The sequence below is a fragment of the Aeromonas sp. YN13HZO-058 genome, from assembly GCF_001921245.1.
In the GTDB taxonomy this organism is placed as follows: Bacteria; Pseudomonadota; Gammaproteobacteria; order Enterobacterales; family Aeromonadaceae; genus Aeromonas; species Aeromonas allosaccharophila.
In genome coordinates this window covers 1-17,650 of sequence record NZ_MQSY01000020.1, presented here as the reverse complement: position 1 = coordinate 17,650, position 17,650 = coordinate 1, and the positions used below count along the sequence as shown (strand labels likewise).

General features: G+C 60.2%; 16 protein-coding genes and 1 pseudogene. 12 read left to right on the top strand and 5 right to left on the bottom strand.

Annotated elements, in window-relative coordinates; translation table 11 throughout:
* Positions 1–11 precede the first annotated feature (11 nt).
* From atpG to glmU, 4 genes and pseudogenes are all read left to right on the top strand, one after another.
* A complete protein-coding gene (atpG, locus tag BSP75_RS03820; protein WP_042656889.1) occupies positions 12–878 on the top strand; it encodes a F0F1 ATP synthase subunit gamma in 867 nt (288 codons plus the stop codon).
* 33 nt (positions 879–911) lie between these two features.
* Entirely contained in the window at positions 912–2,300 is a 1,389-nt protein-coding gene (gene atpD / locus BSP75_RS03815; protein WP_005342353.1) for a F0F1 ATP synthase subunit beta, read from the top strand.
* Between the two features lie 18 nt (positions 2,301–2,318).
* Complete coding sequence (locus BSP75_RS03810) at positions 2,319–2,747, top strand: F0F1 ATP synthase subunit epsilon (RefSeq protein ID WP_005342354.1); 429 nt, start codon at positions 2,319–2,321, stop codon at positions 2,745–2,747.
* A 95-nt stretch (positions 2,748–2,842) separates the two neighbouring features.
* A pseudogene (glmU, locus tag BSP75_RS03805) lies at positions 2,843–4,286 on the top strand (bifunctional UDP-N-acetylglucosamine diphosphorylase/glucosamine-1-phosphate N-acetyltransferase GlmU).
* 54 nt (positions 4,287–4,340) lie between these two features.
* Here glmU and creD read toward each other — a convergent pair.
* The 4 genes from creD to blrA all read right to left on the bottom strand — a co-directional run bounded on the left by creD (position 4,341) and on the right by blrA (position 8,822).
* Positions 4,341–5,717: a cell envelope integrity protein CreD gene (creD, locus tag BSP75_RS03800; RefSeq protein WP_075112280.1), complete on the bottom strand. Its 1,377-nt coding sequence runs from the start codon at positions 5,715–5,717 to the stop codon at positions 4,341–4,343.
* Positions 5,718–5,838: 121 nt separating this feature from the next.
* Positions 5,839–6,633 carry an OXA-12 family class D beta-lactamase OXA-959 gene (locus BSP75_RS03795; RefSeq protein ID WP_075112279.1) on the bottom strand — a complete coding sequence of 265 codons (795 nt, stop codon included), beginning with the start codon at positions 6,631–6,633 and terminating at the stop codon, positions 5,839–5,841.
* A 96-nt stretch (positions 6,634–6,729) separates the two neighbouring features.
* On the bottom strand, positions 6,730–8,151 hold the full coding sequence (gene blrB / locus BSP75_RS03790) for a beta-lactam sensor histidine kinase BlrB (protein WP_075112278.1): 1,422 nt from the start codon (positions 8,149–8,151) through the stop codon (positions 6,730–6,732).
* Positions 8,148–8,822 carry a beta-lactam response regulator transcription factor BlrA gene (blrA, locus tag BSP75_RS03785; RefSeq protein ID WP_075112277.1) on the bottom strand — a complete coding sequence of 225 codons (675 nt, stop codon included), beginning with the start codon at positions 8,820–8,822 and terminating at the stop codon, positions 8,148–8,150. The genes blrB and blrA overlap by 4 nt, the downstream gene beginning before the upstream one ends.
* Before the next feature lie 122 nt (positions 8,823–8,944).
* On the opposite strand from blrA, the gene BSP75_RS03780 reads away from it, so the two are divergent.
* Together BSP75_RS03780 and glmS are read left to right on the top strand one after the other, a co-directional pair.
* Positions 8,945–9,718 (top strand): DeoR/GlpR family DNA-binding transcription regulator, encoded by a 774-nt coding sequence (locus tag BSP75_RS03780; protein WP_005355851.1) that lies wholly within the window; start codon positions 8,945–8,947, stop codon positions 9,716–9,718.
* 56 nt (positions 9,719–9,774) lie between these two features.
* Positions 9,775–11,607 carry a glutamine--fructose-6-phosphate transaminase (isomerizing) gene (gene glmS, locus BSP75_RS03775; RefSeq protein ID WP_075112276.1) on the top strand — a complete coding sequence of 611 codons (1,833 nt, stop codon included), beginning with the start codon at positions 9,775–9,777 and terminating at the stop codon, positions 11,605–11,607.
* A gap of 73 nt (positions 11,608–11,680) precedes the next feature.
* Here glmS and BSP75_RS03770 read toward each other — a convergent pair whose 3' ends face one another.
* The gene (locus BSP75_RS03770) at positions 11,681–12,457 is read right to left on the bottom strand and encodes a LuxR family transcriptional regulator (protein WP_058052634.1); all 777 of its coding nucleotides are present in this window, start codon (positions 12,455–12,457) and stop codon (positions 11,681–11,683) included.
* Positions 12,458–12,667: 210 nt separating this feature from the next.
* On the opposite strand from BSP75_RS03770, the gene BSP75_RS03765 reads away from it, so the two are divergent.
* Genes BSP75_RS03765 through BSP75_RS03740 form a run of 6 tightly spaced genes read left to right on the top strand, consistent with a single transcriptional unit; the run spans position 12,668 to position 17,495 of the window.
* Positions 12,668–13,429: a DUF3450 domain-containing protein gene (locus tag BSP75_RS03765; RefSeq protein ID WP_005357258.1), complete on the top strand. Its 762-nt coding sequence runs from the start codon at positions 12,668–12,670 to the stop codon at positions 13,427–13,429.
* Entirely contained in the window at positions 13,426–14,730 is a 1,305-nt protein-coding gene (locus tag BSP75_RS03760) for a MotA/TolQ/ExbB proton channel family protein (RefSeq protein ID WP_075112275.1), read from the top strand. The genes BSP75_RS03765 and BSP75_RS03760 overlap by 4 nt, the downstream gene beginning before the upstream one ends.
* Positions 14,727–15,257: a MotA/TolQ/ExbB proton channel family protein gene (locus BSP75_RS03755; protein WP_075112274.1), complete on the top strand. Its 531-nt coding sequence runs from the start codon at positions 14,727–14,729 to the stop codon at positions 15,255–15,257. Before BSP75_RS03760 ends, BSP75_RS03755 begins: the two co-directional genes overlap by 4 nt.
* Entirely contained in the window at positions 15,254–15,655 is a 402-nt protein-coding gene (locus tag BSP75_RS03750; RefSeq protein WP_005339369.1) for a biopolymer transporter ExbD, read from the top strand. Before BSP75_RS03755 ends, BSP75_RS03750 begins: the two co-directional genes overlap by 4 nt.
* Positions 15,652–16,314, top strand: a complete 663-nt coding sequence (locus BSP75_RS03745; protein WP_042656899.1) for an energy transducer TonB — start codon at positions 15,652–15,654, stop codon at positions 16,312–16,314. The genes BSP75_RS03750 and BSP75_RS03745 overlap by 4 nt, the downstream gene beginning before the upstream one ends.
* 2 nt (positions 16,315–16,316) lie before the next feature.
* Positions 16,317–17,495, top strand: coding sequence for a hypothetical protein (locus BSP75_RS03740; RefSeq protein WP_075112273.1), 1,179 nt, complete (start codon positions 16,317–16,319; stop codon positions 17,493–17,495).
* The last annotated feature ends 155 nt before the right edge of the window (positions 17,496–17,650 follow it).

Below are 17,650 nucleotides of genomic sequence, written 5' to 3'. Positions count from 1 at the left end.
GAGAGTAAGAGATGGCCGGCGCAAAAGAGATACGTAACAAGATCGGGAGTGTGAAAAACACTCAGAAGATCACCGGCGCTATGGAAATGGTGGCAGCAAGCAAAATGCGCCGTGCGCAGGAACGCATGTCTGCCAGCCGTCCGTACGCTGAAACCATGCGCAAGGTGATCGGCCATATCGCTCAGGGGAACTTGGAATACAAGCACCCCTACCTCATCGAACGTGAGGTCAAGCGAGTGGGTTACATCGTCGTCTCCACCGACCGTGGCCTGTGTGGCGGTTTGAACATCAACCTGTTCAAGGCTGCCCTCAATGATATGAAGCAATGGAGCGCGAAAGGTGCCAAGGTTGACCTGGCACTGATCGGTAACAAGGCCTCCAACTTCTTTGAACGGCACGGCGCCAAGGTGAAAGCTCACGTCGCAGGACTGGGCGATAACCCGAGCGTCAATGACCTGATTGGTTCAGTCAAGGTCATGCTGAAGGCTTACGACAACGGTGAGATTGACAAGCTGTATCTGGTGTACAACAAGTTCGTCAACACCATGGTGCAGCAACCACGGGTCGATCAACTGCTGCCTTTGCCCGTAACTGAAGACAGCAAGCTCGCCAAGAAACACCACTGGGATTACCTCTATGAGCCGGATCCCAAGCAACTGCTGGATACCCTGCTGATTCGCTATGTCGAGTCCCAGGTGTACCAGGGGGTAGTGGAAAACTTGGCAAGTGAACAGGCAGCCCGAATGGTTGCCATGCAAGCCGCGACTGACAACGCCGGTAACCTGATTAACGATCTGCAACTGGTATACAACAAGGCCCGTCAGGCCAGTATTACCCAGGAGCTGACAGAGATCGTATCCGGTGCTGCTGCGGTGTAAGGCAAGGGTTATCAAAGGTTTAGAGGATTTGACATGAGTAACGGTTTCATCGTCCAAATCATCGGCGCTGTGGTGGACATCGAGTTCCCGCAGGATGCCGTGCCCCAGGTGTACGATGCACTGAAGGTCGTTAGCGAAGGTCAAGGCCAGGGTCTGGTGCTGGAAGTTCAGCAACAGATCGGTGGCGGCGTCGTTCGTTGCATCACCATGGGCTCCTCCGACGGTCTGCGTCGTGGGTTGGAAGTAGTGAATAGCGGTAAATCCATCCAGGTTCCGGTCGGTACTGCGACTCTGGGTCGGATCATGAACGTACTGGGCGAGCCAATCGACGAAAAAGGTCCGATCGGTGAAGAAGAGTGCTGGTCTATCCACCGCGCTGCCCCCAGCTACGAAGATCAGTCCAACAGCAACGATCTGCTGGAGACCGGCATCAAGGTTATCGACCTGGTATGCCCGTTCGCCAAGGGTGGTAAAGTGGGTCTGTTCGGTGGTGCCGGTGTAGGCAAAACCGTAAACATGATGGAGCTGATCCGTAACATCGCGATCGAACACAGTGGTTACTCTGTGTTTGCCGGTGTAGGTGAGCGTACCCGTGAGGGTAACGACTTCTACCACGAGATGATGGAGTCCAACGTACTGGACAAAGTATCTCTGGTTTACGGTCAGATGAACGAGCCGCCCGGAAACCGTCTGCGCGTTGCGCTGACCGGCCTGACCATGGCCGAGAAGTTCCGTGACGAAGGTCGTGACGTGCTGTTCTTCGTGGACAACATTTACCGTTACACCCTGGCCGGTACTGAAGTATCCGCACTGCTGGGCCGTATGCCTTCCGCAGTAGGTTACCAGCCGACCCTGGCCGAGGAGATGGGTGTTCTGCAAGAACGTATCACCTCCACCAAGACCGGTTCTATCACCTCCGTACAGGCCGTTTACGTGCCTGCGGATGACTTGACTGACCCGTCTCCGGCGACCACCTTCGCCCACCTGGATGCGACCGTTGTACTGTCCCGTCAAATCGCGGCACTGGGTATCTACCCGGCCGTTGACCCGCTGGACTCTACCTCTCGTCAGCTGGATCCGCTGGTAGTTGGTAAAGAGCACTATGAGACAGCTCGTGGCGTTCAGACCGTACTGCAGCGCTACAAAGAGCTGAAGGACATCATCGCCATCCTGGGTATGGATGAACTGTCAGAAGAAGACAAACTGACCGTAGCCCGTGCCCGTAAGATCGAGCGTTTCCTGTCCCAGCCGTTCTTCGTAGCAGAAGTGTTTACCGGTTCTCCGGGTAAATACGTGCCGCTGAAAGAGACCATTCGTGGTTTCCAGGGCATCCTGAAAGGCGAGTATGACGATCTGCCCGAGCAGGCGTTCTACATGGTTGGCGGTATCGACGAAGTCGTCGAGAAATCCAAGAAACTGTAAGCCTCGACAGGAGGGCCCATGGCAGAGATGATCTCCTTTCACCTGGACGTGGTGAGCGCCGAAGGAAAACTGTTTTCCGGTCGCGTGCAAACTGCTCAGGTATCAGGCTCCGAAGGTGAGTTGGGTCTCCGCCACGGTCATGCTCCGTTGCTGACTGCCATCAAGCCGGGCCTGGTCCGCTTGGTGAAGCAGAACGGAACTGAAGAGGTGCTGTACATCTCCGGCGGTATGCTGGAAGTACAACCTGAATCCGTGACCGTGCTGGCGGACACCGCGATTCGTGCTGACGACTTGGATGAGGCGAAAGCCCAGGAAGCCAAGCGCGCAGCCGAAGAGCGGATCCACAGCTCCCATGGTGATATCGACTACGCCCAGGCCGCTACCGAGCTGGCCAAGGCGATGGCTCAACTGCGAGTCATCGATATCGTCAAAAAGAATTACCGCTAATAACGGTGATGTAAAAAGCGACCTTCGGGTCGCTTTTTTTTTACCCGTTCGATAGACTCCGCCGAGTATTTCCACACAAGTTCAAGGTCGAAGTCATGTCTCTCAACGTCGTGATCCTGGCGGCGGGTAAAGGTACCCGCATGCGTTCCGCTCTGCCCAAGGTACTGCACCCGGTAGCCAACAAACCCATGGTTTCCCATGTGATCGATACCGCCCGTCAGGTCGGTGCCGAGCAGCTGCATCTGGTCTATGGCCACGGTGCCGAGCTGCTGAAAGAGCGGATCGTCGCCGCCGATGTCAACTGGGTGCTGCAGGCGCAGCAGCTGGGGACCGGTCATGCGGTCGCCCAGGCCATCCCGTTCTGGAAGGATGAAGACGACGTGCTGGTGCTCTACGGCGATACCCCGCTGATCCAGCCAGAGACTCTGCAACGACTGCTGGCTGCCAAGGCAAGCGATGGCATGGCACTGCTGACCGTGGTGCTGGACAACCCCACCGGCTATGGCCGCATCGTCCGTGAAAATGGTCAGGTGGTCGGTATCGTCGAGCAGAAGGATGCCAATGCCGAACAGCTGGCCATTCGTGAGGTGAACACCGGCGTGCTGGTGGCCAATGGCGGTCAACTGCGCAGCTGGCTGTCGCGTCTGGACAACAAGAATGCCCAGGGCGAGTTCTACCTGACCGACGTGATCGCCATGGCGCACGGCGATGGCTGCCCGATCGCGGCGGTCCATCCGGAGCGTGCCGCCGAGGTGGAAGGGGCCAACAACCGGGTACAGCTGGCTGCCCTTGAGCGCAGCTACCAGCAGATGCAGGCCGAGAAGCTGATGATCGCCGGTGTCACCCTGATCGACCCGGCCCGCTTCGATCTGCGCGGAACCCTCGAGATCGGTGAAGAGGTGGTGATCGACGTCAACGTCATCATCGAAGGCAAGGTAACCCTTGGCAACCACGTCCGTATCGGTGCCGGTGCCGTGCTGAAGGATTGCGTCATTGGCGATCACACCGAAGTGAAGCCCTACTCCATCGTTGAAGGGGCTCAGGTGGCGGATCAGTGCTCGGTCGGCCCGTTTGCCCGTCTGCGTCCGGGCGCGGTGCTGGAGCAGGATGCCCACGTCGGCAACTTCGTCGAGATGAAGAAGGCCCGTCTGGGGGTTGGTTCCAAGTGTGGTCACCTCACCTATCTGGGGGATGCCGAGGTGGGTGCCAAGGTGAATATCGGTGCCGGTACCATCACCTGCAACTACGACGGCGTGAACAAGTTCCAGACCATCATCGAGGATGATGTGTTTGTCGGTTCCGATACCCAGCTGGTGGCGCCGGTGCGCATCGGCAAGGGTGCAACCCTGGGGGCGGGTTCCACCATCACCAAGGATGTGGCCGAGAACGAGCTGGTGATCACCCGGGTACCCCAGCGCCACATCAANCCTGGGGGCGGGTTCCACCATCACCAAGGATGTGGCCGAGAACGAGCTGGTGATCACCCGGGTACCCCAGCGCCACATCAAGAACTGGGCTCGCCCGGTCAAGAAGAAGTGATGCCCGATCAATAAAATAGAACCGGCGCCTGATGGCGCCGGTTTTTTTTTGGGCTTATGACTTATGGCTGGGGTCACTGCTCGATGGCTGGGGGGCCGCCCATGTGGTGGTGGGGGCGCTGTAGTCCATCACCTGATACCAGTCGAGCTTGCGGGTCAGCATCATGATCAGCGCCAGGGTGGCGAACAACAGCAGGGCGCCGAGCAGCAAGGCGATCTCTTCGGCCTGCAGCAGGCTGTAGAGGATGGCATAGACCAGCCCGAGCAGCGCCGCGAAGCCGCTCCCCTGCTTCGGGCCGCCCAGCACATGACTGAGGTAGAAGCCGTTGAGCAGCACACTGGCCAGTGCGGCCACCAGATAGGCCCAGCCAAAGCCGAGGTGCTCGGTCAGTGCCAGCAGCACCAGATAGAAGATAGCCAGCCCCATGCCTACCAGCGCGTACTGGATCGGGTGGACCCGCAGCCCCTTGAGCAGCTCGAACATGAAGAAGCTGATAAAGGTGAGGCCGATAAACAGCAGGGCATATTTGGCCGCCCGCTCGTTGAGCTGATAGTGATCCACCGGCTGCACCAGACTGACGCTGAAGGCGGAGAGATGACTATCGCCACCGTTCATCATCCGGTTGAAGCGGGTCTCCATGTCGCTGGCGAACCAGCTGGTTTGCCAGTTGGCTTCAAACCCTTGCGGGCTCAGGGTGCGGCTGCCCGGCAGAAAATCGCCGATGAAGTTGGGATGGGGCCAGTTGCCCGCCAGCAGCAGGGTGCTCTCCTTGCCCAGCGGCACTATGTCGAGGGCGTTCATCCCCTGCAGATTGAGCTCCAGATGAAAGGTGCCATCCTGTTGCGGCAGGCTGTCGAGCGGGGCATGGATACCCGCCAGCGCATCACCGAGGCGGGCGCCGGGGGCAAACGGGATCCGCTGTGTACCGAGTTGCAGTTCAGGGACGCTGTTGATACCGCGTGCATCCGAGAGCACCAGACTCAGGTAGGGTTTGCCCGCCACCAGCTCGGTCGTTTCATCAAGCGGTGAGGTCGCGTCATTCAGCAGACTCTGTCGGGTTGGCAGGTGGCCGGAGAGGGAGAGCCGTGTCTGATAGACCTGCGCCTGATAGATGCCCAGCTTGCGCGGGGTGACCTCCATGTTGGCCTTGATATCCAGTTGCTCCGGCAGCAGGTAGCGGTAGAGCTGCTCCTGACGGACGAAGCGCTTGCCCTCCTGCTCGACCGTGACCGAGCGGGTATAGGGCTGCACCAGGATAGGCCCCATCAGCCGTTGCGGGCCGCTGCTGCTGGCCATGATGCTGTGAATGGCCTGACTGCGGTAAGCCTGACGCTCCCGGTTCAGCTCCATGATGGATTGCACCGGCACCATCAACAGCAGGCTGAGCAACAGCAGCAGAAAGATCTTGTGGGTGAATATCTGTTTGACCATGACACGTCTCCTTGTTGGATGGAGCGAGTCTGTCAGTCCGGCGTGAAGTGGTGATGGGCTTGTGTGAAGTGGCGGTGAAGGGGGATAAAAAAAACCGGCATTGCGCCGGTTTCTGGAGGAGTTACAGGGTCTTCAATTTTCCGGGCAGGGCGGCCAGCACCTCTTCTTTCGCCTTGAGGGAGGCGAACTGCTTGCCGGGCTTTTGCACCACGGTGTGGACGAAGATCAGCTGCTTGCCCGGTTTGCTGGCCCAGCCGACGAACCAGCCGATCTGCTGATCGCGGTTGAGGCTGCCATCCAGCTTCTTCGGGTAGCCCATGCCGGTCTTGCCGTGGATCTGCCAGCCGTCGATCTCGCTCACCTTGAGGATATTGGCGGTGTACTGCAGGGTCTGCGCCGAGACCGGCAGCTTGCCGCTCACCATCTTGCCGAGGAAGCGGGCCTGCTCCTCCGGGCTGATGGCGAGGCTGGAGCTGAGCCAGGCTTGGGTCAGGCCGTCATGCTTGCCCGGATTGCCGGAGAGATCCCGGTTGCCGTAGTCGAAGCGGTCGACGTACTGCTGGAAGCGCTCCATCCCCAGCCATTCGGTGATCTGCTGGGAGAACCAGACGACCGAGTAGGTTTCCCAGCGGCGCGGCGTGGTGGTTTCGCGCCAGGCGGGCAGCCAGTCGTCGTAACCCGGTTTGAAGGGCAGTGCCGGATGCTCTTCATCCACCAGAAAACCGCTGTCGTAACCCATCAGCGCCAGCGGGATCTTGAAGGTAGACGCGGGCGGCAGCTGGCTGGAGCAGTCCCCTTCGCTGGAGAGGGTCTGGCCGTTGCCGTCAGCATAGAGAAAGCAGCCGCTGGCGGCGGAGGCAGGCAGAGCGGCGAGCAGACCGGCAGCCAGCAGGCTGGAGAGAAGCAGGCGGGACATAGCATTTCCTTGAGCAAATGGATGAGGCTAATCAATAAGATAAGGCGGCAGTTTAACGCCGCTTTGTGTGGTGAATGTGAAGTGGTAGGGAGGTGACTAGGCGAACGGCAGCCAGAGTTCGGCCAGCGCGCCACCTTCCGGCCGGTTGCTCAGGGTCAGACGGCCGCCATGCTGGTGGGCCACCTCATGGGCGAAGCTGAGCCCCAGACCACTGCTCTTGCCCTTGTCGGGGCGCGGCAGGGAGTAGAAGCGCTCGAAGATGCGTGGCAATGCGTAGTCGGGAATGCCGGGGCCGCTGTCGGTGACCCGAAAACAGTAGCCCTCCTCCTGCTGGCTGCCGCTCAGGGTGACCTGCCCGTTGGCGGGAGAGAAGTCGATGGCGTTGTCCAGCAGGTTGCCGATGGCCTGCTCCACCAGCAGCGGATCCCACTTCTGTTTCGGCGCGCTGGTCAGCTCGGCCACCAACCCGACCTGACGGCGCAGGGCGATGATCTGGCGGGCGTCGAGGGTGCGCTTGCCCAGTTTTGCCGGTTCCACCGACTGGCGATCCAGCCCCTGCCCCGACTCCAGCCGCGCCAGCTGCAGCATCCGTTCGATCAGCTGCTGCATGCGGGCACTCTCCTGATTGATATTGCCGATAAAGCGCCTGGCCACCTCGGGGGGCGGCGTTTCGGCCAGGATCTCCCCTGCCCCGCGAATGGCCGCCAGTGGGCTCTTCAGCTCGTGGGTCAGGCTGTGGACATAGCCCTCGATATAGCTCTTGCCATCGAGCTGGTGGCGCATGGTTTCGAGGGCGTGGCCGAGCCGATCCAGCTCGACGGTGTGCAGTTGCGGCAGTGGCGCCGCCTCCCCCTTGCTGACCGATTCGGCATAGTGCACCAGTTTGCCGATGGCGCGGTTGAGCCACCACACCAGCAGACTGCCGATCAATAGCGAGATGAACAGCATCTGGCCGGCGGCCTGCAGCAGTTCCCGTTCACCCCGCTCGATGGCGGGCATCAGGGTGCGATTGGGTTTGGCGACGGTGAGAGAGCCGATGATCTCTGTCCCCTCCCGCAGCGGCGCCGCCACATACATGGTCGAGCTGGCGGCATCGTCGGGATCGGTGCGGGTGCTGCGGGCGCCATACTGACCGCGCAGGGTGCGGTAGACATCGTTCCAGCGGGAATAATCCTTGCCCTGATCCGTGCCGTCGGAGTCGTAAATCACCATCCCCTGCCGATCCGTCACATAGATGCGGTACTCCGCCTGCTGTTTGAGGTGGCCGTCGATCATCGCATTGATGGGATTCTGGTTGAGGCGGGCGAAGGCGCTGGCCAGCCGCCCGTTCATCATATTGCCCTCTTGCAGATCATCGAGCGCCAGCGGCGCCAGCAGCTGGGTCATGTCGACCAGGGTATCCTCGGTGGCGCTGCGCACCCCGGGTTTGATCTCCTCGACGAAGATCTCCAGCACGAACCAGGCGGCCAGCGCGAAGATCAGCAGCAGGCCGCACAGCAGTTGCAATCCGAGTCTCATGCCAGCTCCAGGCTGTAGCCCAGTCCACGATGGGTGAGGATCAGGTTGGCCTCGGGGTCATGCTCGCGCAGCTTGGCGCGGATGGTCTTGATGTGGGTATCGACGGTGCGATCCAGACTCTCTTCGGCATCCTGCCACACCAGATCCATCAGCTGCTGGCGGGAGTAGACCCGGCCCGGCGCCTGCATCAAGGTCTTGAGCAGCAGATATTCGTAGCGGGTGAGGGCCAGCGGTTGGCCGCGAAAGTGAATGCGGGCCCGCTCCTCATCCAGCACCAGCAGGGCGCTGGGCTGGGGGGCGACGGGCTGGCTGCGGCGCAGGATGACCCGCACCCGGGCACACACTTCCCGTGGCGAGAAGGGTTTGGCCACATAGTCGTCGGCCCCGATCTCCAGCCCGATCAGCCGGTCTATCTCCTCGCTGCGGGCGGTGAGGAACATCAGGGGAATATCGGTCAGCGCCCTCACCTGCTTGCAGAGTTCGAAGCCGCTGATGTCGGGTAGCCCCACATCGAGGATCAGGAAGTCGGGTCGCGTCTGTTCCAGTCGTGTCAGCAACTGTTGGCCCAGCATGAACCACTCCACCTCGAACCCGTCGGTCTGCAGGGCGTAAATCAGGGTGTCGGCGATGCTGGTCTCATCCTCCACCAGCCAGATGACTCTCTTTTGCATGGCATCCTCGTCGCAAATTGGCACCCCATTCTGGCATCGAACCAAATCGGATCCTATTTGCTGTTTTATTTTTCCGAAAAAGGGGCTAATATTTCGATGTTCTTTCGAATCGAAACTTAAAAATGACCAAACGTAATACTCAACAACGCCGACACACCATAGTGACCCTGGTACAAGAGCAGGGTGAAGTGAGCGTCGACGCCCTCGCCAAACACTTTTCTACCTCCGAAGTGACCATCCGTAAAGATCTGGCGGTACTGGAGACCGGCGGTCTGCTGCTGCGCCGTTACGGTGGTGCTGTCCCTTTGCCGAGCGAGATGGTGGTCGAGGTCAACCCTGAACAAGTTTCGAACCGAAAGTTAGCCATTGCCCGTGCGGCGGCCGAGCGGCTGCGTGATCACAACCGCGTCATCATCGACAGCGGCAGCACCACCAGCGCCATGATCCCCATGCTGGGCAACAAGCGCGGCCTCATCGTGATGACCAATTCCCTCAATGTGGCCGGAGCCCTGCGCGAGCTGGAAAATGAGCCTACCCTGTTAATGACCGGTGGCACTTGGGACCCTCACTCCGAATCCTTCCAGGGGCAGGTGGCGGAACAGGTGCTGCGCTCCTACGACTTCGACCAGCTCTTTATCGGTGCCGACGGCATCGACCCGGAGCGTGGCACCACCACCTTCAACGAGCTGGTGGGCCTGTCGCGGGTCATGGCCGAGGTGTCGCGGGAGGTCATTGTGATGGTCGAATCGGAAAAGATCGGCCGCAAGATCCCCAATCTCGAACTTCCCTGGTCGAGCATCCATACCCTGGTGACCGACGAGGGGCTGGCCAGCGAGGCCAGAGAACAGATTCAAGCCCAGGGGGTGACGCTTATCTGCGCCCCGGTCACTTGCTGACATCGAGCTCTGAACCATCCAACTGACTTTACGATTTGTATCTCAAGGAGAAGTGTATGTGTGGCATCGTCGGGGCTGTTGCCCAACGTGATGTGGCTGAAATTCTGGTAGAGGGCCTGCGCCGTCTGGAGTACCGCGGTTATGACTCTGCCGGTGTGGCGGTGTTCAGCGCCAACCAGCCGTTGCAGCGGGTTCGCCGTCTGGGCAAGGTGGCCGAGCTGGCCAAGGCGCTCGACGAGCAGTCCGTCCATGGTGGTACCGGCATCGCCCATACCCGCTGGGCCACCCACGGCGAGCCGTCCGAGCGCAACGCCCACCCCCACGTCTCCGAGCATATCGTGGTGGTGCACAACGGCATCATCGAGAACCACGAAGAGCTGCGGGAAGAGTTGAAGGCGCTGGGCTATGTGTTCAGCTCTGATACCGATACCGAGGTGATTGCCCATCTGGTCCATCACGAGCTGAAGAGCGCCCCCAGCCTGCTGGTCGCCATGCAGATTGCGGTGAAGCAGCTGCGCGGTGCCTACGGTACCGTGGTGATGGACAGCCGCGACGACAGCCGCGTGGTGGTTGCCCGCTCCGGTTCGCCGCTGGTGATCGGCCGTGGTATCGGCGAGAACTTCATCGCCTCCGATCAGATGGCGCTGCTGCCGGTGACCCGCCGTTTCATCTTCCTGGAAGAGGGTGATGTGGCTGAGGTGACCCGCCGCGACGTACACATCTTCGATACCAACGGCAACGCCGTGATGCGCGAGGAGCAGGAGTCCGAACTCTCCCATGATGCCGGTGACAAGGGCGAATACCGCCACTACATGCTCAAAGAGATCTACGAGCAGCCCAAAGCCATCACCAACACCCTGGAAGGGCGTCTGGGCAGCGATCACGTGGTGGTCGAATCCTTCGGCAACGGTGCCCGCGCCATCTTCGACAAGGTCGAACACGTGCAGATCGTCGCCTGTGGCACCTCCTACAACTCCGGCATGGTGGCCCGCTACTGGTTCGAAGAGATCGCTGGCGTCTCCTGCGATGTGGAGATCGCCTCCGAGTTCCGCTATCGCAAATCGGTGGTGCGCCCCAACAGCCTGCTGGTGACCCTCTCCCAGAGTGGCGAGACTGCCGATACCCTGGCGGCGCTGCGTCTGGCCAAGGAGTCCGGCTACATGAGCTCGCTGGCTATCTGCAACGTGCCGGGCTCCTCGCTGGTGCGTGAATCGGATCTGGCCTTTATGACCCGCGCGGGGGCAGAAATTGGCGTGGCCTCCACCAAGGCGTTCACCACCCAGCTGGCTGGCCTGCTGATGCTGGTGGCCTCGGTCGGTCACTGCCGTGGCAACCTGAGCGCGGCTGCCGAGGCCGAGCTGGTCAAAGCGCTGCAAGCCCTGCCGCTGCGTATTAAAGAGAGCCTGGCGCTGGCCAAGGATATCGAAACCCTGGCCGAAGAGTTTGCCGACAAGCACCACAGCCTGTTCCTCGGCCGTGGCAGCCAGTACCCCATCGCCATGGAAGGGGCGCTCAAGCTCAAGGAGATCTCCTACATCCACGCAGAAGCCTATGCCGCTGGTGAACTGAAGCACGGCCCGTTGGCGCTGATCGATGCCGAGATGCCCATCATTGTGGTGGCACCGAACAACGATCTGCTGGAGAAGCTCAAGTCCAACGTGGAAGAGGTGCGCGCCCGTGGCGGTATCCTTTACGTGTTCGCCGATGCCGATACCGGCTTCAAGAGCGACGAGACCATGCGGGTCATGAACCTCAACCATGTGGAAGAGGTGATCGCTCCCATCGTCTATACCGTGCCGCTGCAGCTGCTCTCCTATCACGTTGCCCTGATCAAGGGCACCGACGTGGACCAGCCGCGCAACCTGGCAAAATCGGTGACCGTTGAGTAAGCCACTCTCTGATAAGTCACTTTCTGAAATGAAAAAGAGCCGCAATTGCGGCTCTTTTTGTTTCGGCTGAGGGTTACGACAGCCGCAGGTTGGTAATGGTCACCTCGTCGAGGGAGGGCACTATGATGCCGCTGGTGATCCCCTTGGCGATGGCCTGACTGCGGTTCTTCGAGTCGGTCTTGTTGGTCACCTGGGTCAGGTGAAAGTTGACCGTCCGCTCACTGATACCGAGGATGGTGGCGATCTCCCAGGAAGTCTTGCCCTCGCTGGCCCAGAACAGGCACTCCTTCTCCCGATCCGACAGTTCGGTCAGGTATTTCATCATATCCGGTCTGCTTTTGATCAGTTGCAGTGCGGAGTTGAAGATGTAGCTGGCGCAGAACGACAGCAGCGGGACATTTTCAAACATCAGGTCGGAGTTGGATTTCTCCTTGGTGATGAATGACAGGATGCCGTGCTCCCCCTGCGGGGTGTGCAGCGGAAAGGAGACGCCATTGCGCACTCCGAAATCGGCCGCCAGATTCATCACATCGCGGCTGGCGCTGGGCAGCCAGGGCGAGTCGCAATCGAGCTTGTTCCAGAAGATCGGCTGGGTCTGTTTCAGCCCCAGATAGACCACCGGATCCTGGGTCAGATACTGGTTTTCGCTATAGGCGTCAAACCAGGTGGTCGGACAGTTGTTGAACAGTGCCACGTGGGATTTTTGCATGCTGATGGGGAAAATAATCAGCAGCCGAAAGTAATCAAAGCCCATTTGATGACTGAAGCGCTCCAGCAGTTGCTGGATATCGCTGGTTTTTGTTGCCTTGGTGAACTGGTCGATATGTTCCCAGATCGCATCGTTGAGCATTACTTTCTCCTTTTTCGATCTCTATCACACTGATCGAAAAGATTTTTTCTCGTTATTTATATTTGTGCGGTGGCTATTGGCGCCACTTATTCCGTGCGTGCTTAAAAATTATCCTGTTTTTGTGCATAAAGGCCAAGGAAATCCTCTCGTTGCCAGTCTGCGCTGCATTTGAGATAATGATAATAGTTATCATTAATAAGATGTATTTCAATGAACAAGTTATGGGGTGTGGCCCTGCTGCCACTGTCAGTCCACTTTGCTGCCATCGGGGATGAGCTGGTTGCTCCCGCTCTCAAGAACAGCATAGCTGCCGGGAAAGCCTCCCAGCAGCGGGTGGAAAAAGCCGCCGATGCCGCCGTTGCCGCACGACTGGAGCTGCAAAATGCCCAGCTGCAACTGCGCGACCTCGAAGCCTACAACCGCTACATGCAATCTCTGGTGGCCGATCAGCAAAATGAGCTGGGTAAATTGAGCCAGCAGCTGGAAGCGGTGCAAGAGACCCGTCAGGGCTTGATCCCGCTGATGCTGCAGATGCAGGCAGATCTGGAACAGCTGGTGCAAAACGATATCCCGCTGCGCAAGGAAGATCGGCTGGCGCGGGTTGAACAGTTGAAAGCGACGCTGGCCCGTGCCGACGTGAGCGAGGCGGAGAAATTCCGCCAGCTGCTGCAGGCCTATCAGATCGAAGCCGAATATGGCAGTCGGATGGATAGCTATTCTGCCGAGCTGGAGCTGGATGGTGCCCCGCGTCGGGTCGATGTGCTGGCGCTGGGTCGGGTCTCCCTGCTGGCGATGACTGCCGATCGCAGTCAGGCATGGCGCTGGTCTGCCGAGGCGAAGCAGTGGCAAGCCCTCGACAGCCAGTGGCTCTCCCCCATCGCCGAGGCGATGGATGTGGCCGCCGACAAGAAAGTTCCCCAGTTGCTCAATGTCCCCCTCTCTGTCAGCCGTAGTCAGGAGGCCCAATCATGAGAGTCACCATGAAGTGGTTCCCCCTCCTTATTGCCCTCTCCTGCGGTGCCAACGCCGCTGTCGCCGATGAGTGGCAGCAGCAGGAACAGGCTCGCGAACAGCAGGCTCAGCAAGATCTGTCGACCGTTGCCAAGGCGCTCGGCACTGCTCGCGCCAGACTGGCCGAGGCTCAGCGCCTGAGCAAGGAGCTGGCAGGCAAGTTCGCCAGCAACGAGAAGCAGCTGGTCGAGCTCAACGCCCGGTGGGAGCAAGCCTCCGGCGACATGAACGAGATCTTCGCAGTCACCCGTCAGGGCGCCAGCGATGCAGTCAAGCTGCTGAGCGAATCCGCCGTCGAGGGTCAGTATCCTGATCGCCTCGCCCCGCTGAAAACCATGGCACAGGATAAACAGGTGCCGGATCGCACCGCCCTCGCCCTGCTGCCCGCCACTCTGCTGCAGGAGATCCGCGAATCTGGCCAGATTGCCCAATTCAACGGCAAGGTGCTCGATGCCCAGGGGGCTGCTAGCGAGCAGTCGCTGACCCGGGTTGGCAGCTTTGCCTTGCTGGGGAGCGATGGCTTCCTGCACCCGACAGCTGAGGGCTTGAGCCCGGTACTGGGGCTGCCCGGTAACGTACTCTCTGCCGTTGCGGCTTATCAGGGTCAGGAAGGGGAAGCGCTGCCGCTGGATCCTTCTCATGGCACTCTGCTGGCGATGCTGGCGCAGGCGCCCACCTTCTGGCAGCAGGTGCAACAGGGTGGTCAGGTCGGCGCCATCATCGTGCTGCTGGCCGCCATCGGTTTGGGAATTGCGGCGGTACGGCTGTGGAGCCTTTCCCGTGAGCTGGGTCGGGTTCGTCGCCAGCTCAAGAGCGGCGAGTACCATGCCGACAACGCCCTCGGTCGGGTGCTGACGGTGGCGGACAAACACCCCGAGCTGAGCATGGAGACCCTCGAGCTGCGTCTTGATGAGGCAATCCTGCAGGAAACTCCTCGCATGGAGCGCGGCATCGGCATGGTCAAGGTGATCGCGGCCATTGCCCCCATGCTGGGTCTGCTCGGTACCGTGACCGGGATGATCGGTACCTTCCAGGCCATCACCCAGTTCGGTACCGGCGATCCCAAGATCATGGCGGGCGGCATCTCCATGGCGCTGGTCACCACGGTACAGGGTCTGGTTGCGGCCATTCCGCTGATCCTGGCTCACAGCCTGTTGCAGTCACGCTTTACCGAGCTTTCCAATGTGCTGGAGCAGCAGGTAGCCGGTATTCTGGCCGAGCGCGCCGAGAGCAATAACGGCGGGATGGAGCGAGCAGCATGATGCTCGGCATCTGGCAACAGCTGCAGAGCTTCATGGGCCGTGGCGGCCCGGTGCTCTGGGTCATCCTGGCCCTGCTGGTGCTGATGTGGATTCTGATGATCGAGCGGCTGCTCTACCTCAATCTGGGTTTCGGCCCCTTGCAGCAACAGCTGCTCGGCCGCTGGCAAGCCCGCAGCGAGCGCCACAGCTGGCACGCCCGGGCGATCCGCAGCCGCTGGCTGGCGCAAGCCGAGCTGGAACTGAACCGTCATCTGATCTTCATCCGCACCCTGGTGGTGCTCTGCCCCATGCTGGGGTTGCTGGGCACAGTGACCGGCATGATCGGCGTATTCGATGCGTTGGCCGCGGCCAACCGCTTTAACCCGGAGAGCATGGCGGGCGGGATCTCCCGCGCCACCATCCCCACCATGGCTGGCATGGTGGTGGCGCTCTCCGGCGTGTTGTTACTCAGTCGGCTCGAGAGTCAGGCCAAGCGAGCGCTGGCCAAGACCCGGGACGGCCTGCGAGAAGAGAAGGTAATGCAATGAGACGGCAATCCAAACGCCAGCGTGACGAAGTGCAGATCGACATGACCCCCATGCTGGATATCGTGTTCATCATGCTGATCTTCTTTATTGTCACCACCTCCTTCGTGCGCGAAGCCGGGCTCGAGGTACACAGACCCCAGGCCAGTCAGGCCAAGGCGCAGAAATCCTCCAGCATCATGCTGGCGATCGGGGCTCAGGGTCAGATCTTCCTCGACCGCAAGCAGATCGATGTGGAGCGGGTACAGGCCACCATCGCCCGTCTGCTGGCGGAGCAACCCGATGCGAGTCTGGTGATCCAGGCCGACGAGCGGGTGCCCCACGGCAAGGTAGTACGGGTGATGGATGAGGCCAAGGCGGCGGGTATCGCCAATATCGCTGTGGCGGTGGCGCCGAAATGAAATACAAGCTGATGAGCCTGGGGCTGGGGATCGCCCTCAGTCTGGGCATCCTGCTGTTTATGGCCACCCTGGTTGAACCGCCCCGAGGCGAGAAGGTGGCGAGCGAGCAGAAGCCCATCGTCATCAATATGCAGAACGAGGTGACCGAGGTGCAGGTGCGCGAGCGTCCGGTGCCACAGGAACCCGAGCCTCTGCCAGAGCCTCCCGCCGCATTGGCCTCGACACCGCTGCCGATGCCTGCCGCGGCCCCTTTGGCGGCCGTTGAGCCGAGTCTGGATCTGGTATCCAGCCTCAGCGCTGTGCAGGTTTATGCCCCTGGTGTGGCGACCAGTACTGCACCGGTATTGAGTGGCAACTATCACGGCCAGCAGCAGGGTGCGGGCATCGGCGTTGGTGACATGCTGATGCCGTTGCAACGGATCGAGCCGGTTTACCCCTATCGCGCCCAGCAGTCAGGGATCGAAGGATTCGTCACCCTGCGCTTTAGCGTGAATGCCGAAGGTGGCGTGCAGGATGTGGAAGTGGTCGAGGCCAAACCCAAGCGTCAGTTCGAGCGGGCGGCCATTCAGGCGATCAACAAGTGGCGCTATCAGCCGAGACCGGGCGCCACCGACAAGCTGGTGCAAGTCATCACGCTCAAATTCAAACTGGAGTCATAACTATGTTGCGGATCTGGATCTGTCTGCTGGCCCTGGTTGGCCAAGCCTGTCTGGCGATGGAGGTCAGCCCTCACTTTTCCCGTCAGCTTGAACCCGTGATGAAGCTCTATCAGTCTGGCCAATGGCAACAGGCCCAGAGCAAGGCATCTGTACTCAAGCCAAACACCGATGCCGAGCGCGCCTGGCTGGCGCAGCTGCAAGCCTCGCTGGCGGCCAATCTGCAACAGACTGCCCAGGCGAGCAGTTATGTCGAACAGGCCCTTGCCTATAAAGAGTGGCCCGAGCAGCAGCAACTCCAGTTGCTGCGTCTGCGCGGCGATATTCAGGCCCAGCAATCCAACTGGTCTGGCGCCATCGCCAGCTACAAGGCGGCACTGGCACTGAAGCAAGATGATGCACTGCGCCTGCGTCTGGCCGGCCTCTATTACCACAACAAGCAGTACGGTGATGCCGCCAGCCAGAGCGAACAGTTGCTGAAGAAGGGGTGGCAGAAGCAGGCCGCCATTATTCGTCTCTCTGCCCTCACCGCCCAGCAACGTTATGGCGTGGCAGCGGATCAGGCGGGCGAGCTGATCCGTCACGAGCCGACAGAGAGCAAATGGTGGCAACAGGCGGTATCGCTCAACCTTTCCGCCAAACGTGGCGATCAGGCGCTGGCACTGTTGCAGACCGCCATCGACAGAAAACTGATGGATGACGCGTCAGCCCGCAATCAGCTGATCCGCCTCTATGCCTGGCAAGGGCTGCCTTATCGTGGTGCCCGTTTGCTGGAGGCGGCCATGGCCAAGGGACAGATGAAGCAAAGTGCTGAAAACCGGCAACTGCTGGCCCAATTGTGGGAAGGTGCCCGGGAGTGGTCACAAGCGGTCGATAGTTGGCAACAGCTGGCCAACCAGCACGGTCAGCCCAAAGCCGCCATGCGCGCCGCCGAACTGCTGCTGCAACAGGGCAAGACAGATGCCGCCATGACCCAGCTCGTCGCCATCACATCGGTGAAAGGCGAGCAAGGCAATCGTGCCAAAGCGTTGTTGGTGCAGGCTCACCTTAATAAGGAGCAGTATGCCCAGGCGCTGGAGCTGGCCCGTGAGCTTCAGCAACAGGATAACTGGCAACAGAAGGCAACCAGCTGGGTCAACTATATCCGGGCACAAAGCGAAGAGTTGAGCAAAAAAGCGGCGTAAAAGTGGTGCCAAGGGGCTGTTTTGGGGGGTTCAGTTCGCTTTTTCAGCAAACAAACGCATTTTTGCAAAAAGCCCTTGTCATCCCGGCGCGGCTCCCTATAATGCGCCCCTACCAGCACGGCGGAACACGCCGGACTGATGAGCCAGCTTCCTAG